Annotated in this window: 14 protein-coding genes; 9 read left to right on the top strand and 5 right to left on the bottom strand. The window is 53.7% G+C overall.

The genetic code is table 11. The features are described 5' to 3' along the window. Positions 1–127: 127 nt before the first annotated feature. Entirely contained in the window at positions 128–1,099 is a 972-nt protein-coding gene (ispB, locus tag ACMWLG_RS13855) for an octaprenyl diphosphate synthase (RefSeq protein WP_045355402.1), read from the bottom strand. A gap of 257 nt (positions 1,100–1,356) precedes the next feature. Here ispB and rplU point away from each other — a divergent pair, with 257 nt between their 5' ends. The 4 genes from rplU (at position 1,357) to cgtA (ending at position 4,204) form a co-directional block, all read left to right on the top strand. Next, the gene (rplU, locus tag ACMWLG_RS13850) at positions 1,357–1,668 is read left to right on the top strand and encodes a 50S ribosomal protein L21 (RefSeq protein ID WP_003025032.1); all 312 of its coding nucleotides are present in this window, start codon (positions 1,357–1,359) and stop codon (positions 1,666–1,668) included. A gap of 19 nt (positions 1,669–1,687) precedes the next feature. Beyond that, on the top strand, positions 1,688–1,945 hold the full coding sequence (gene rpmA / locus ACMWLG_RS13845; RefSeq protein WP_004385076.1) for a 50S ribosomal protein L27: 258 nt from the start codon (positions 1,688–1,690) through the stop codon (positions 1,943–1,945). Positions 1,946–2,041: 96 nt separating this feature from the next. Then, entirely contained in the window at positions 2,042–3,007 is a 966-nt protein-coding gene (locus tag ACMWLG_RS13840) for a DMT family transporter (RefSeq protein WP_045620136.1), read from the top strand. A gap of 15 nt (positions 3,008–3,022) precedes the next feature. Then, a complete protein-coding gene (gene cgtA, locus ACMWLG_RS13835; RefSeq protein WP_414762993.1) occupies positions 3,023–4,204 on the top strand; it encodes an Obg family GTPase CgtA in 1,182 nt (393 codons plus the stop codon). Positions 4,205–4,239: 35 nt separating this feature from the next. Here the strand turns inward: cgtA and pmrB are convergent, their stop codons facing one another. Genes pmrB through dacB form a run of 3 tightly spaced genes read right to left on the bottom strand, consistent with a single transcriptional unit; the run spans position 4,240 to position 7,378 of the window. Further along, the gene (pmrB, locus tag ACMWLG_RS13830; protein WP_045403533.1) at positions 4,240–5,283 is read right to left on the bottom strand and encodes a two-component system sensor histidine kinase PmrB; all 1,044 of its coding nucleotides are present in this window, start codon (positions 5,281–5,283) and stop codon (positions 4,240–4,242) included. Then, positions 5,280–5,942, bottom strand: coding sequence for a two-component system response regulator PmrA (gene pmrA / locus ACMWLG_RS13825; RefSeq protein ID WP_023309343.1), 663 nt, complete (start codon positions 5,940–5,942; stop codon positions 5,280–5,282). Before pmrA ends, pmrB begins: the two co-directional genes overlap by 4 nt. Before the next feature lie 2 nt (positions 5,943–5,944). Beyond that, positions 5,945–7,378 carry a serine-type D-Ala-D-Ala carboxypeptidase gene (gene dacB, locus ACMWLG_RS13820; RefSeq protein ID WP_045403530.1) on the bottom strand — a complete coding sequence of 478 codons (1,434 nt, stop codon included), beginning with the start codon at positions 7,376–7,378 and terminating at the stop codon, positions 5,945–5,947. A gap of 228 nt (positions 7,379–7,606) precedes the next feature. Here dacB and greA point away from each other — a divergent pair, with 228 nt between their 5' ends. Beyond that, the gene (greA, locus tag ACMWLG_RS13815) at positions 7,607–8,083 is read left to right on the top strand and encodes a transcription elongation factor GreA (RefSeq protein ID WP_014171793.1); all 477 of its coding nucleotides are present in this window, start codon (positions 7,607–7,609) and stop codon (positions 8,081–8,083) included. Between the two features lie 151 nt (positions 8,084–8,234). On the opposite strand, the gene yhbY is transcribed toward greA, so the two are convergent. After that, entirely contained in the window at positions 8,235–8,528 is a 294-nt protein-coding gene (gene yhbY, locus ACMWLG_RS13810) for a ribosome assembly RNA-binding protein YhbY (RefSeq protein ID WP_003861814.1), read from the bottom strand. A gap of 127 nt (positions 8,529–8,655) precedes the next feature. Between yhbY and rlmE the strand changes: the two genes are divergently transcribed. The 4 genes from rlmE to glmM all read left to right on the top strand — a co-directional run bounded on the left by rlmE (position 8,656) and on the right by glmM (position 13,596). Then, the gene (rlmE, locus tag ACMWLG_RS13805) at positions 8,656–9,282 is read left to right on the top strand and encodes a 23S rRNA (uridine(2552)-2'-O)-methyltransferase RlmE (RefSeq protein ID WP_032642352.1); all 627 of its coding nucleotides are present in this window, start codon (positions 8,656–8,658) and stop codon (positions 9,280–9,282) included. A gap of 102 nt (positions 9,283–9,384) precedes the next feature. Further along, the gene (gene ftsH / locus ACMWLG_RS13800) at positions 9,385–11,319 is read left to right on the top strand and encodes an ATP-dependent zinc metalloprotease FtsH (protein ID WP_029739626.1); all 1,935 of its coding nucleotides are present in this window, start codon (positions 9,385–9,387) and stop codon (positions 11,317–11,319) included. 98 nt (positions 11,320–11,417) lie between these two features. Next, on the top strand, positions 11,418–12,266 hold the full coding sequence (folP, locus tag ACMWLG_RS13795; RefSeq protein ID WP_045403522.1) for a dihydropteroate synthase: 849 nt from the start codon (positions 11,418–11,420) through the stop codon (positions 12,264–12,266). Beyond that, a complete protein-coding gene (gene glmM, locus ACMWLG_RS13790) occupies positions 12,259–13,596 on the top strand; it encodes a phosphoglucosamine mutase (RefSeq protein WP_023309339.1) in 1,338 nt (445 codons plus the stop codon). Before folP ends, glmM begins: the two co-directional genes overlap by 8 nt. The last annotated feature ends 209 nt before the right edge of the window (positions 13,597–13,805 follow it).

Raw genomic sequence — 13,805 nt, 5'->3', positions numbered from 1 at the left:
AAGGGATATTCAGAATAAGACACGGCTTTATTCATGCGGTCTCTAAACCGATGAATTTACATGAACACGGAATTTACAGGTGTGTACTGGAATCTCCCCGCTATCGCTGCGGGGAGAAACAAGGGGATTAACGGTCGCGCTGAACGGCGATGTGAGCAAGACCAATCAGTGCATCGCGCCATGGGCTGTCTGGAATGACCTGAAGCGCTTCGATGGCTTTGTCGGCTTCTTCTTCCGCACGCTGACGCGTCCATTCCAGCGATCCGCAGATAGCCATGGTTTCCAGGACAGGTTCCAGAAGATGGCGGCCATTTCCCTGCTCAATCGCTTCACGGATCATTTTCGCCTGGTCGGCTGTTCCGTTGCGCATAGCATGCAGCAGCGGCAGGGTTGGTTTGCCTTCGTTCAGATCATCGCCCACGTTTTTGCCGAGCGTCTCGCCGTCCGCACTATAGTCCAGCAGATCGTCAATCAACTGGAAGGCTGTGCCCAGGTAGCGGCCATAGTCCTGCAGGCCTTTTTCCTGTGCTTCGGTACAGTCAGCCAGAATGCCGGAGCACTGGGCCGCCGCTTCAAACAGGCGCGCGGTTTTGCTGTAGATGACGCGCATGTAGTTTTCTTCGGTGATGTCAGGGTCGTTGACGTTCATCAGCTGCAGCACTTCGCCTTCAGCAATAACGTTCACGGCTTCGGACATGACTTCCAGCACCTTAAGAGAGCCCAGGCTGGTCATCATCTGGAAGGCGCGGGTATAGATAAAATCCCCCACCAGGACGCTGGCTGCGTTCCCGAAAGCGGCGTTTGCCGTGGCTTTGCCACGACGCATATCCGATTCATCCACAACATCGTCATGCAGAAGCGTCGCCGTGTGAATAAATTCGATGAGCGCTGCGATAGTGATGTGAGCATTTCCCTGATAGCCAACGGCTCTGGCAGCCAGAATAGCAATCATCGGACGAATGCGTTTACCGCCGCCGCTGACGATGTAATAGCCCAACTGATTGATCAGCTGAACGTCAGAGTTGAGTTGCTCCAGGATTGCTGCATTCACACCCGCCATATCTTGCGCGGTTAACTCGTTGATTTTTTCTAAATTCATCGCAAAAGCCGGGCTTTTTATCCTGTTGATCCCATCTTCAATGGGGTAACGAAGGGTTTCGGTTTATCAATAGTAGTGCTGATTGTACTGAAAAAACGGCACAGATAAACGTTACCGTACGTGTTGTGTTTTTTTTCTTCATGTATTGACGGTAGCACTTGTCAAAGGCTCGCGTTTTGCGTAATATTCGCGCCCTATTGTGAATATTTATAGCGCACTCTGATTCATACGAGGATGTGCGCGGAAGCGGAGTTTATATGTACGCGGTTTTCCAAAGTGGTGGTAAACAACACCGAGTAAGCGAAGGTCAGACCGTTCGCCTGGAAAAGCTGGACATCGCAACTGGCGAATCTGTTGAGTTCGCAGAAGTTCTGATGATCGCAAACGGTGAAGAAGTCAAAATCGGCGTTCCTTTCGTTGATGGCGGCGTTATCAAAGCTGAAGTTGTTGCACACGGTCGTGGCGAGAAAGTTAAAATCGTTAAGTTTCGTCGTCGTAAGCACTACCGTAAGCAGCAGGGCCACCGTCAGTGGTTCACTGATGTGAAAATTACTGGCATCAGCGCCTAAGACCTGAGGAGAGATTTAAATGGCACATAAAAAGGCTGGCGGCTCCACACGTAACGGTCGCGATTCAGAAGCTAAACGTCTTGGCGTTAAGCGTTTCGGTGGCGAATCCGTTCTGGCGGGTAGCATCATCGTTCGTCAACGTGGTACCAAATTCCACGCTGGCAACAACGTAGGTTGCGGTCGTGACCACACTCTGTTTGCTAAAGCAGACGGTAAAGTGAAATTTGAAGTTAAAGGCCCGAACAACCGTAAATACATCAGCATCGTTGCTGAGTAAGGTTTTCTCGGTCCGGTAACGGATTAAAGCCCCGCAACCTGTTGCGGGGCTTTTTACATTGGAAACCCGGTAATTTTTTCTGTAGGGAAAACGGGCATGAAGCAGCAGGCCGGCATTGGTATTCTTTTGGCGCTCACTACCGCAATGTGCTGGGGTGCGCTGCCAATTGCAATGAAGCAGGTTCTGGAAGTGATGGAGCCGCCTACGGTGGTCTTTTATCGCTTTCTGATGGCAAGCATCGGCCTCGGGGCCATTCTGGCTATCAAAGGTAAGCTTCCACCCTTGCGGCTTTTCCGCAAACCGCGTTGGCTGGTATTGCTGGCTATCGCGACGGGCGGTCTGTTCGGTAACTTCATCCTGTTCAGCTCTTCCCTGCAATATCTCAGCCCCACGGCGTCGCAGGTGATAGGTCAGCTTTCACCGGTGGGCATGATGGTCACCAGCGTCTTTATCCTCAAGGAAAAGATGCGTGGTACGCAGATTATCGGGGCGAGCATGCTGCTGTGCGGTCTGGTGATGTTCTTCAACACCAGTCTGATAGAGATTTTCACCCGCCTGACGGATTACACATGGGGTGTAATTTTTGGTGTGGGGGCAGCAACGGTCTGGGTGAGCTATGGCGTCGCACAAAAGGTGTTATTGCGTCGTCTTGCCTCACAGCAGATCCTCTTTTTACTGTACACTTTGTGTACAGTAGCATTGCTGCCATTAGCAAAGCCGGGTGTGATTTCCCAGCTTAGCGACTGGCAACTGGCGTGCCTCATTTTTTGTGGGCTGAACACGCTGGTCGGTTATGGCGCGCTGGCCGAAGCGATGGCGCGCTGGCAGGCAGCACAGGTGAGCGCGTTAATTACGCTTACTCCGCTGTTTACGCTGTTATTTTCAGATTTGTTATCAATGGCCTGGCCCGATGTCTTCGTCAGACCGATGCTCAACCTGTTGGGCTATCTCGGTGCGTTTGTCGTGGTTGCGGGCGCGATGTATTCCGCCATTGGTCATCGTCTTTGGGGACGTTGGCGCAAAAATGAAGCGGTTGTAGTAGTCCCCCGCTCAGGCGAATGAGTTACGGAGAGTAAAATGAAGTTTGTTGATGAAGCGACGATCCTGGTCGTGGCTGGTGATGGCGGCAATGGTTGCGTGAGCTTCCGCCGTGAAAAGTATATCCCACGTGGCGGTCCTGACGGCGGCGACGGCGGGGATGGTGGTGACGTGTGGCTGGAGGCGGATGAGAACCTCAACACGCTGATCGACTACCGTTTCGAAAAATCCTTCCGTGCTGAACGTGGCCAGAACGGCCAGAGCCGTGACTGTACCGGGAAACGCGGTAAAGACGTCACCATTAAAGTTCCGGTCGGTACGCGTGTGATTGACCAGGGAACCGGTGAAACCATGGGTGACATGACCAAACACGGTCAGCGCCTGATGGTGGCGAAAGGCGGCTGGCACGGTCTGGGTAACAGCCGTTTCAAATCCTCCGTTAACCGTACACCGCGTCAGAAAACGATGGGTACGCCGGGTGATAAGCGCGATCTGCAGCTGGAGCTGATGCTTCTGGCAGACGTGGGCATGCTGGGTATGCCAAACGCCGGTAAATCGACGTTCATTCGCGCCGTTTCTGCGGCGAAACCAAAAGTGGCGGACTATCCGTTTACCACGCTGGTACCAAGCCTGGGCGTTGTCCGTATGGATAATGAAAAGAGCTTTGTGGTTGCCGATATTCCGGGTCTGATTGAAGGCGCTGCGGAAGGCGCGGGTCTGGGTATTCGCTTCCTGAAACACCTTGAGCGTTGCCGCGTGCTGCTGCACCTTATCGATATCGATCCTATCGACGGTTCCGATCCGGTTGAAAACGCCCGCATCATCATCGGTGAGCTGGAAAAATACAGCGAAAAACTGGCGAATAAACCACGCTGGCTGGTCTTCAACAAGATCGACCTGATGGACAAAGCGGAAGCGGAAGCGGAAGCGAAAGCGAAAGCGATTGCTGAAGCAATGGGTTGGGAAGATAAATACTACCTGATCTCTGCGGCAAGCCAGGTTGGCGTGAAAGATCTGTGCTGGGATGTGATGACCTTCATCATTGAGAACCCAATTGTTCAGGCGGAAGAAGCGAAACAGCCTGAAAAAGTCGAATTCATGTGGGATGACTACCACCGTCAGCAGCTCGAAGAGCTGGAAGCGGAAGACGATGATGAAGACTGGGACGATGACTGGGATGAAGACGACGAAGAAGGCGTCGAGTTCATCTACAAGCACTAATATCTGTCCAAAGCCCCCATTATGGGGGCTTTTTTTTATTCCAGCGTTGCGGGCAGCCAGCAGCTGGCGATCAAACCACCTTCAGAGCCATTCTCAAGCGTCAACCTGCCGTGGTGGAGTTGCACGATGCGCTGCACGATACTCAGGCCCAGACCGCTGCCTCCGTAGCGCTGGTCAAGACGGCGGAATGGCTCGGTAATTGACTGTCGGTGCGCTTCATCAATACCGGGCCCCTGATCGATCACGCTAATCTGCGTTCCCCCGTCGACCCCGGTTAATGTCACTGTAATCGTTGTCCCTGCCGGGCTGTAGCGCCCGGCATTCTCCAACAGGTTGCGCAGCATCAGACGCAGGAGCACGGCGTCTCCCTGAACCGTGAGCGCGCTTTTAGCGGGCCAAATCACCGTATGCTCTTTGGCTTCATGGCCCAGGCCGAGAGGTTCAATGATATTTTCAGTCCAGCTCACGGTTTCGTAGTGTCCGCTGGCCATTGCCTGTCCGGCACGGGCCAGCATCAGCAGCTGCTCAACGGTATGCATGAGCTGATCGATACGGCTAATTAACGTCGCGGCCTGTGGTGCGCCTGACTGCGCCATAAGCTCCAGATGAAGCCGGATACCGGCAAGGGGCGTTCGAAGCTCGTGTGCGGCGTCAGCGGTGAAGAGACGCTCCTGCTGAATAGTATTGTCCAGCCGGGCGAGCAGCTGGTTCAGGGAGGTTGTAACCGCACCTATTTCTTCCATGTCGGAATACATAGGAAGCGGAGTTAAGTTATCCGCCGAACGGTTAGCCAGGCTGTCACGCAGTTTATTCAGCGGTCGGGTTATCCAGGTGACCGCCCAGAATGAAAACAGGAGTGTGAAACCGACCATCACCAAAGAAGGTACGAGAAGGGAAGCAATCGCCTCGCGGATCTCTTTTTCGACATGGTTATTGCGGGCTTTTGCCGACAGCGTTTCATTCACCAGAAAACCAATCTGCTCACGGCTTTCATGCCACAGCCAGATGACGCTTATCAGCTGGAAAAATAAGAGAATAACCGCCAGCAGCACCATCAAACGCCGACGCATGCTGTTCATTTCTGGCTCTCAAGGCGATAGCCAACGCCACGGACGGTTTTGATTCTGTCCTTGCCGAGCTTGCGACGCAGGTTGTGAATGTGAACTTCAAGGGTATTTGACCCCGGGTCGTCCTGCCAGGAGTAGATATCCTGCTGAAGCGTTTCTCTGTGCACCGTTTGCCCGCTGCGCATGATCAGACGCGTAAGCAAAGCGAACTCTTTTGGCGTCACCTCTACAGCCTGGTCACGGCGCAGTACCTGCTGGGTTTGCAAATTCAGCGTAATATCGCCGTCGGTCAGTAAGTTATCACTATGGCCCAGATAACGGCGAATCAACGCTCGTACCCGAGCCTGCAGCTCCGCAAGCGCAAAAGGCTTCACCAGGTAATCATCTGCGCCTGCGTCGAGGCCGGTGATACGATCCTCAATGGCATCGCGTGCCGTCAGGATCAATACCGGGTTGGCGATACCGCGACGTCGCCACTGACTGAGCAGCGTGGCGCCGTCTTTATCTGGCAAGCCCAAATCGAGGATCACCAGGCTGTATTCCCCGCTCTGGATCAGAGAGTCCGCCTCCGCTGCGGTGCCAGCGCAGTCGAGAGCATAGCCTTCATTGGCCAGCCCCAGCGCCAGCCCTTCCTGCAATAACAGATCGTCTTCAACTATAAGTAGTTTCATCGCTAGTTATTCTGGTAGATGTCCTTATAGAGCCTGCTTTCGAAGCGAACAAGCGGAATACGACGATTGCGCTGGTCGGCCGGTTCGACGGCATAGCCGGAAAGATACTGCACGAATGCCATGCGTTGTCCGCTGGCCGTAGTGATAAAGCCTGCAAGGTTGTAAACCCCCTGCAGCGAGCCTGTCTTAGCGGATACTTTGCCATCCACGCCGGCAGCGTGAAGCCCGGCGCGATACTGCAGCGAACCGTCATGCCCGGCCAGCGGCAGCATTGAAATAAAGTTTAGCTCAGTGTCATGCTGTGCAATGTACTGAAGCACCTGCATCATCGTGGCCGGCGAGATCAAATTATGACGCGATAATCCGGAGCCATCGACGGCGATGGTATTGCCCAGCTCGATCCCGGCCTGCTGGCGCAGGATCTGACGAACGGCGTCTGAACCCGCGCGCCAGGTGCCCGGCACGCCGAAACGCGCGTGGCCAATCATGCGGAACACGGTGTCGGCAATCATGTTGTCAGACTTTTTCAGCATGATTCGCAGTAAATCGTGCAGCGGCGGAGACTGTTTGCTGGCGATGACCGTGCCGGGCTGGTTGACCTGCGTCTGGCGAAGCAGCGTGCCGGTGTAGGTTATGCCCGCTTGTTTCAGTTCATCTTTCAAAATGGCACCCGCATAGCTTGCACCATCCTGTATCGCAAAGGCCAGCGGCAGCGGATCGGCGCGCTGCGTCAGGCAGCCGGTAAGCGTGAAGCGGTTAAGATCCCCTGGCACGACGTCCAGCTCACAATATTGCGCATCCGGGGAGCCTTTCGCCAGCGTGCGGACCTGGCTGAACATGGTGACCGGGTAGTAGGACGCTATACGGATAAACGCTAAATCATCCGGCTTTGGCGCGCTGTAAAGCGAAACCGAGAAGCAGTTACGGTCAACGATTGCTGCGGCGGGCGGGGCGCTAAAACATTGTGTCATGTCGTTCCACGGCCAGCCTGGGGCTTTATCGTGGCTGGCAAAGATGGATGTGTCGATCAGCACATTGCCATCAATTTTCTGCACGCCAGATTTTTTCAGTACCGCAACCATATTGCGGATATCCTGGCGCTTAAAGGTCGGATCGCCGCCAAAACGGGCGATAAGATCGCCTTTCAGTGCGCCACCCTCGACGTTACCTTTGGTCTCGAGTGTGGTCGTAAAACGGAAATCAGGGCCGAGCTGGAGCAGGGCGGCGAGGGCGGTGATCACCTTTTGGGTACTGGCAGGCAGCGCCATCTGTTGACTGTGATAGTCAATCTCGGGAGCCTGTGCGCCAACCTTCTGCACCATCAGGGCGAGGTTCGCGCCTGCGGGGAGCTGATTAATGTACTCATCAACATTCGCGGCCTGGGCGGTGAACGTTATACTGGTAGTCAATCCGATGATAAATCTGGAAAATCGCATAATCTCGCGCTAACAACCCGAAAACAAACCGTCATACTACGGTGCATGGCACTGCAAAGTAAACGATGACCCATAGTGAACTTCGCGGTAAAATGCGTATCAAACTGAAAAATTGCTGCTGACCTGGGGCATTGCTCCCGGGTCGGTTTTCTTTTTGCTTCTTGCCCGCTTAGGGGGGCAGGAGCAGGGAACACTGCTCCCAACAGGAATGTTTAAGAGGTATAACAAATGCAAGCTATTCCGATGACCTTACGTGGTGCCGAAAAACTGCGCGAAGAGCTGGATTTTCTGAAATCCGTGCGTCGCCCTGAAATCATCGCCGCTATCGCGGATGCGCGCGAGCATGGCGACCTGAAAGAGAACGCTGAATACCACGCCGCGCGTGAGCAGCAGGGCTTCTGTGAAGGGCGTATTAAAGATATCGAAGCAAAACTGTCCAATGCACAGGTTATTGATATCACCAAAATGCCTAACAACGGGCGTGTGATCTTTGGTTCTACCGTTACCGTGCTGAACCTGGACAACGACGAAGAGCAGACCTATCGCATCGTGGGTGATGATGAAGCTGACTTCAAACAGAACCTGATTTCAGTGAACTCTCCGATTGCTCGCGGCCTGATTGGCAAAGAGCAGGACGATGTTGTCACCATCCGCACCCCTGGCGGTGAAGTGGAATACGAAATTATCAAGGTTGAATACCTGTAATTCGCTTCTCTACTAAGATGTTGATACATTGTAAAGAAAAGAAAAAGGCCGCATAGCGGCCTTTTATCAACTCAAGGAGCATGGCATTTTGCTCGCCTGCTGACAGAAATCCCTCGTTTCACACAGAAAATGTGTTTGATTCAGGATATCCTTAGCGTGGCAGCGAGATTTTACGCTCTTTAGATGGGCGGTAGAGCACCAGCGTTTTACCGATGACCTGTACATTACAGGCGCCGGTTTCGCGCACGATGGCTTCCACGATCAGGTTTTTAGTGTCTCTGTCTTCAGAGGCGATTTTCACCTTGATCAGCTCGTGGTGTTCCAGCGCTTGTTCAATCTCGGCAAGCACCCCTTCGGTCAAACCATTGTTGCCAAGCATCACTACAGGCTTGAGCGGATGTGCCAGACCTTTAAGGTGCTGTTTTTGTTTAGTACTCAGATTCATCGTATATTTTTGCTTACGTTGGGATTGAAAACGGTTCATTCTACCGCCATCTCCCTTATATCGCCAAATAGCTGCGTAGAAATTTACGTCACAGGCAGGTAACGATGAACCAGGACGGAAATGTTAAATGACAGGTAAAAAGCGTTCTGCCAGCTCCAGCCGCTGGCTTCAGGAACACTTTAGCGATAAATATGTTCAACAGGCACAGAAAAAGGGGTTGCGTTCCCGTGCCTGGTTTAAACTTGATGAAATACAGCAAAGTGACAAACTTTTTAAGCCGGGGATGACGGTTGTTGACCTCGGTGCGGCACCTGGCGGATGGTCCCAGTATGCGGTAACGCAGATCGGCGGAACGGGCCGAATCATCGCGTGCGATCTTTTACCAATGGATCCCATCGTCGGTGTCGACTTCCTTCAGGGCGACTTTCGTGATGAATTAGTGCTGAAAGCGTTACTTGATCGTGTAGGTGAGAGTAAGGTCCAGGTTGTCATGTCAGATATGGCACCAAATATGTGCGGAACACCGGCGGTGGATATCCCCCGCGCCATGTATCTGGTGGAGCTAGCGTTAGAAATGTGTCGTGATGTACTAGCGCCTGGTGGTAGTTTTGTTGTGAAGGTGTTTCAGGGCGAAGGTTTCGAGGAGTATCTTAAGGAAATTCGCTCCCTGTTTGCGAAGGTTAAAGTTCGTAAGCCGGACTCTTCCCGGGCCCGTTCCCGAGAAGTGTATATTGTAGCGACCGGGCGAAAATGATAACCGGTAGATTTCAGGCGAAAGTTTGAATGAAACTGGATATAGAGTATCCTGACGCTGTTTTTAACACAGTTGTAATATGAGGTTAATCCCTTGAGTGACATGGCGAAAAACCTAATACTCTGGCTGGTCATTGCCGTTGTGCTGATGTCAGTATTCCAGAGCTTTGGGCCCAGCGAGTCGAATGGCCGCAAGGTGGATTATTCTACCTTCCTGCAGGAGGTCAATCAGGACCAGGTTCGCGAAGCGCGTATCAACGGACGTGAGATCAACGTTACCAAGAAAGATAGTAACCGTTACACGACTTACATCCCGGTCAACGATCCTAAGCTGCTTGATAACCTTCTGACCAAAAACGTCAAGGTGGTAGGTGAACCGCCAGAAGAACCAAGCCTGCTGGCTTCTATCTTCATTTCCTGGTTCCCGATGCTGCTTCTTATTGGCGTCTGGATCTTCTTTATGCGCCAGATGCAGGGCGGCGGTGGCAAAGGTGCCATGTCGTTCGGTAAGAGCAAGGCGCGTATGCTGACGGAAGACCAGATCAAGACTACTTTCGCTGACGTCGCCGGTTGTGACGAAGCGAAAGAAGAGGTGGGTGAACTGGTTGAATACCTGCGTGAACCGAGCCGTTTCCAGAAGCTGGGCGGTAAGATCCCGAAAGGCGTGCTGATGGTTGGCCCTCCGGGTACCGGTAAAACCCTGCTGGCGAAAGCCATCGCAGGTGAAGCGAAGGTGCCGTTCTTTACTATTTCAGGTTCTGACTTCGTCGAAATGTTTGTGGGTGTCGGTGCATCTCGTGTGCGTGACATGTTCGAGCAGGCCAAGAAGGCAGCACCGTGCATTATCTTCATCGATGAAATCGACGCCGTGGGCCGCCAGCGTGGCGCAGGCCTGGGCGGTGGTCATGATGAACGTGAACAGACGCTGAACCAGATGCTGGTTGAGATGGACGGCTTCGAAGGTAACGAAGGTATCATCGTTATCGCGGCGACTAACCGTCCGGACGTACTTGACCCTGCGCTGCTGCGTCCAGGCCGTTTCGACCGTCAGGTTGTTGTGGGTCTGCCGGACGTTCGCGGTCGTGAACAGATTCTGAAAGTTCACATGCGTCGCGTACCGCTGGCGCCAGATATCGACGCGGCAATCATTGCGCGCGGTACTCCTGGCTTCTCCGGTGCGGACCTGGCGAACCTGGTCAACGAAGCTGCTCTGTTTGCCGCTCGCGGTAACAAGCGCGTCGTATCTATGGTGGAGTTTGAGAAAGCGAAAGACAAAATCATGATGGGCGCGGAACGTCGCTCCATGGTGATGACGGAAGCGCAGAAAGAGTCCACGGCATACCACGAAGCGGGTCACGCGATTATCGGTCGCCTCGTGCCGGAACACGATCCGGTGCATAAAGTGACGATTATTCCGCGCGGTCGTGCGCTGGGTGTGACTTTCTTCCTGCCTGAAGGCGACGCGATCAGCGCCAGCCGTCAGAAGCTGGAAAGCCAGATTTCGACCCTGTACGGCGGTCGTCTGGCAGAAGAGATTATCTACGGTGTGGAACATGTTTCTACCGGTGCGTCCAACGACATTAAAGTTGCGACAAACCTGGCGCGTAACATGGTGACGCAGTGGGGCTTCTCCGACAAACTCGGTCCGCTGCTGTATGCAGAGGAAGAGGGCGAAGTATTCCTGGGCCGTTCTGTGGCTAAAGCGAAACATATGTCCGATGAGACGGCTCGTATCATCGATCAGGAAGTAAAATCTCTGGTAGAGCGTAACTACGCACGTGCACGCCAGATCCTGACCGACAATATGGACATCCTGCATTCGATGAAAGATGCGCTCATGAAATATGAGACCATCGATGCACCGCAGATTGACGACCTGATGGCGCGCCGTGAAGTGCGTCCGCCAGCGGGCTGGGAAGACCCAGGCGCTTCCAATAATTCTGACAACAATGGCACCCCGCGTGCGCCGCGTCCGGTTGATGAACCGCGTACGCCAAACCCGGGCAACACCATGTCAGAACAGTTGGGCGATAAGTAAGCCACTGCTGTTGAAGCGTTTGTCTGTAACTCAAACCCTGGAGCTTGCTCCGGGGTTTTTCATTTCTGTTTAACGATATAGATACCAGGGATTTCGCCATGAAATTATTCGCTCAGGACTCGCATCTCGATCTTTCACATCCCCATGTGATGGGGATCCTGAATGTTACCCCTGACTCTTTCTCAGACGGCGGCACGCATAACACGCTTATCGAGGCGGTTAAGCACGCGAATTTAATGATTAATGCGGGCGCCACCATTATTGACGTGGGCGGCGAATCGACGCGTCCTGGTGCGGCGGACGTGTCTGTGGAAGAAGAGCTGGCGCGCGTGGTGCCGGTGGTTGAAGCTATCGCGCAGCGGTTTGAAGTATGGCTCTCCGTTGATACCTCTAAACCCGAAGTGATTCGTGAAGTGGCGAGAGTGGGCGCTCACATTATCAATGATATTCGTTCACTCACCGAGCCTGGCGCACTGGAAGCCGCGGCAGAGACCGGGTTACCGGTATGCCTGATGCATATGCAGGGTCAGCCGAAAACCATGCAGGAAGCACCGAAGTATGATGATGTCTTTGCCGACGTGAATCGCTTCTTTATTGAACATATTGCGCGCTGCGAACGTGCAGGTATCCCAAAAGAGAAATTGTTGCTCGACCCGGGGTTCGGTTTCGGTAAAAATCTCTCCCACAATTATGCGTTGCTCGCGCGCTTATCGGAATTCCATCACTTTGACCTGCCGCTGCTGGTGGGGATGTCGAGAAAGTCGATGATTGGGCAGTTGCTGAACGTGGGGCCGAGCGAACGCCTGAGCGGCAGCCTGGCCTGCGCGGTGATTGCGGCGATGCAGGGCGCGCACATTATTCGTGTCCATGACGTCAAAGAAACAGTAGAAGCCATGCGTGTGGTGGAAGCCACACTGGCAGCGAAGGAAAACAAACGCTATGAGTAATCGTAAGTATTTTGGTACCGATGGTATCCGTGGGCGTGTAGGCGATGCTCCCATCACCCCTGATTTTGTCCTGAAGCTCGGCTGGGCTGCTGGCAAAGTGCTGGCGCGTCATGGTTCCCGTAAGATCATTATCGGTAAAGACACCCGTATTTCCGGCTATATGCTGGAGTCAGCGCTGGAAGCGGGTCTGGCGGCGGCTGGACTGTCCGCGTCCTTTACAGGCCCAATGCCGACGCCTGCAGTCGCGTATCTGACGCGTACCTTCCGTGCGGAAGCGGGGATTGTTATCTCAGCTTCTCACAACCCGTTCTACGACAACGGCATTAAATTCTTCTCCATTGACGGCACCAAGCTCCCGGATGACGTGGAAGAAGCCATTGAAGCCGAAATGGAAAAAGAGATCACCTGCGTTGATTCCGCAGAGCTGGGTAAAGCGAACCGTATCGTTGATGCGGCGGGCCGTTATATCGAATTCTGTAAAGGCACCTTCCCGAATGAGCTGAGCCTGGCTCACCTCAAAATTGTGGTGGACTGTGCAAACGGCGCAACCTATCACATCGCCCCGAATGTCTTCCGCGAACTGGGTGCGAAAGTCATCACCATTGGCTGCGAGCCGGATGGTCTGAACATTAACGAGCAGGTGGGGGCAACTGACGTTCGTGCCCTGCAGGCGCGTGTTCTGGCAGAGAAAGCCGACCTGGGCATTGCGCTGGACGGCGACGGTGACCGCGTGATCATGGTCGACCACGAAGGTAACAAGGTCGACGGCGATCAGATCCTCTACATCATTGCCCGTGAGGGCCTGCGTCAGGGCCAGCTGCGCGGCGGTGCGGTGGGCACGCTGATGAGTAACATGGGCCTGGAACTGGCGCTGAAACAGCTCGGTATTCCGTTTGTCCGCGCGAAAGTGGGTGACCGCTATGTACTGGAAAAATTGCAGGAGAAGGGCTGGCGCATCGGCGCAGAAAACTCGGGTCACGTGATCCTGCTCGATAAAACCACCACCGGTGACGGTATCGTGGCCGCGCTGCAGGTGGTTGCCGCGATGGCGCGCAACCATATGAGCCTGCACGATCTGTGCAGCGGGATGAAAATGTTCCCACAGATCCTGGTTAACGTACGCTTCACTGCCGGTAAAGGCGATCCGCTGGAAAACGAGAACGTCAAAGCGGTGATGGCTGACGTTGAAGCGGCCCTGGGCAATCGTGGTCGCGTGCTGCTGCGTAAGTCCGGTACTGAACCGCTGATCCGCGTGATGGTGGAAGGTGAAGACGAAGCGCAGGTAACCGAATTTGCACACCGTATTGCGGATGCTGTGAAAGCTGCATAATTGTGCACGCTAAATGTATAAAAAGGCGGCTTTTGTCGCCTTTGTTTTAAGCAATTAATGGCTTTTTGCTGTTTTTTTCCGCAGTTGATACAATGCGTCAAAAATGCCCTTGCGAAGGTCATTCGCTTTGGTTAGTATTCACACCCGCTTCAGTGGGAAACAAAAATCCTGCTAAATGGTCGAAGCATTGGTATGCGGCAAATCCGCAA

The organism is Enterobacter sp. 01-M-02-SI-ECC (genome assembly GCF_047530595.1).
Taxonomy (GTDB): Bacteria; Pseudomonadota; Gammaproteobacteria; order Enterobacterales; family Enterobacteriaceae; genus Enterobacter; species Enterobacter cloacae_M.
The sequence above is the reverse complement of the archived record's forward strand: the minus strand, read 5'-3'. Positions and strand labels throughout refer to the sequence as shown.

Bases quoted from the DNA above. Each gene is read 5' to 3' on its own strand.
- ispB (WP_045355402.1), bottom strand. From the start codon at position 1,099: ATGAATTTAGAAAAAATCAACGAGTTAACCGCGCAAGATATGGCGGGT.
- rplU (WP_003025032.1), top strand. From the start codon at position 1,357: ATGTACGCGGTTTTCCAAAGTGGTGGTAAACAACACCGAGTAAGCGAA.
- rpmA (WP_004385076.1), top strand. From the start codon at position 1,688: ATGGCACATAAAAAGGCTGGCGGCTCCACACGTAACGGTCGCGATTCA.
- ACMWLG_RS13840 (WP_045620136.1), top strand. From the start codon at position 2,042: ATGAAGCAGCAGGCCGGCATTGGTATTCTTTTGGCGCTCACTACCGCA.
- cgtA (WP_414762993.1), top strand. From the start codon at position 3,023: ATGAAGTTTGTTGATGAAGCGACGATCCTGGTCGTGGCTGGTGATGGC.
- pmrB (WP_045403533.1), bottom strand. From the start codon at position 5,283: ATGAACAGCATGCGTCGGCGTTTGATGGTGCTGCTGGCGGTTATTCTC.
- pmrA (WP_023309343.1), bottom strand. From the start codon at position 5,942: ATGAAACTACTTATAGTTGAAGACGATCTGTTATTGCAGGAAGGGCTG.
- dacB (WP_045403530.1), bottom strand. From the start codon at position 7,378: ATGCGATTTTCCAGATTTATCATCGGATTGACTACCAGTATAACGTTC.
- greA (WP_014171793.1), top strand. From the start codon at position 7,607: ATGCAAGCTATTCCGATGACCTTACGTGGTGCCGAAAAACTGCGCGAA.
- yhbY (WP_003861814.1), bottom strand. From the start codon at position 8,528: ATGAATCTGAGTACTAAACAAAAACAGCACCTTAAAGGTCTGGCACAT.
- rlmE (WP_032642352.1), top strand. From the start codon at position 8,656: ATGACAGGTAAAAAGCGTTCTGCCAGCTCCAGCCGCTGGCTTCAGGAA.
- ftsH (WP_029739626.1), top strand. From the start codon at position 9,385: ATGGCGAAAAACCTAATACTCTGGCTGGTCATTGCCGTTGTGCTGATG.
- folP (WP_045403522.1), top strand. From the start codon at position 11,418: ATGAAATTATTCGCTCAGGACTCGCATCTCGATCTTTCACATCCCCAT.
- glmM (WP_023309339.1), top strand. From the start codon at position 12,259: ATGAGTAATCGTAAGTATTTTGGTACCGATGGTATCCGTGGGCGTGTA.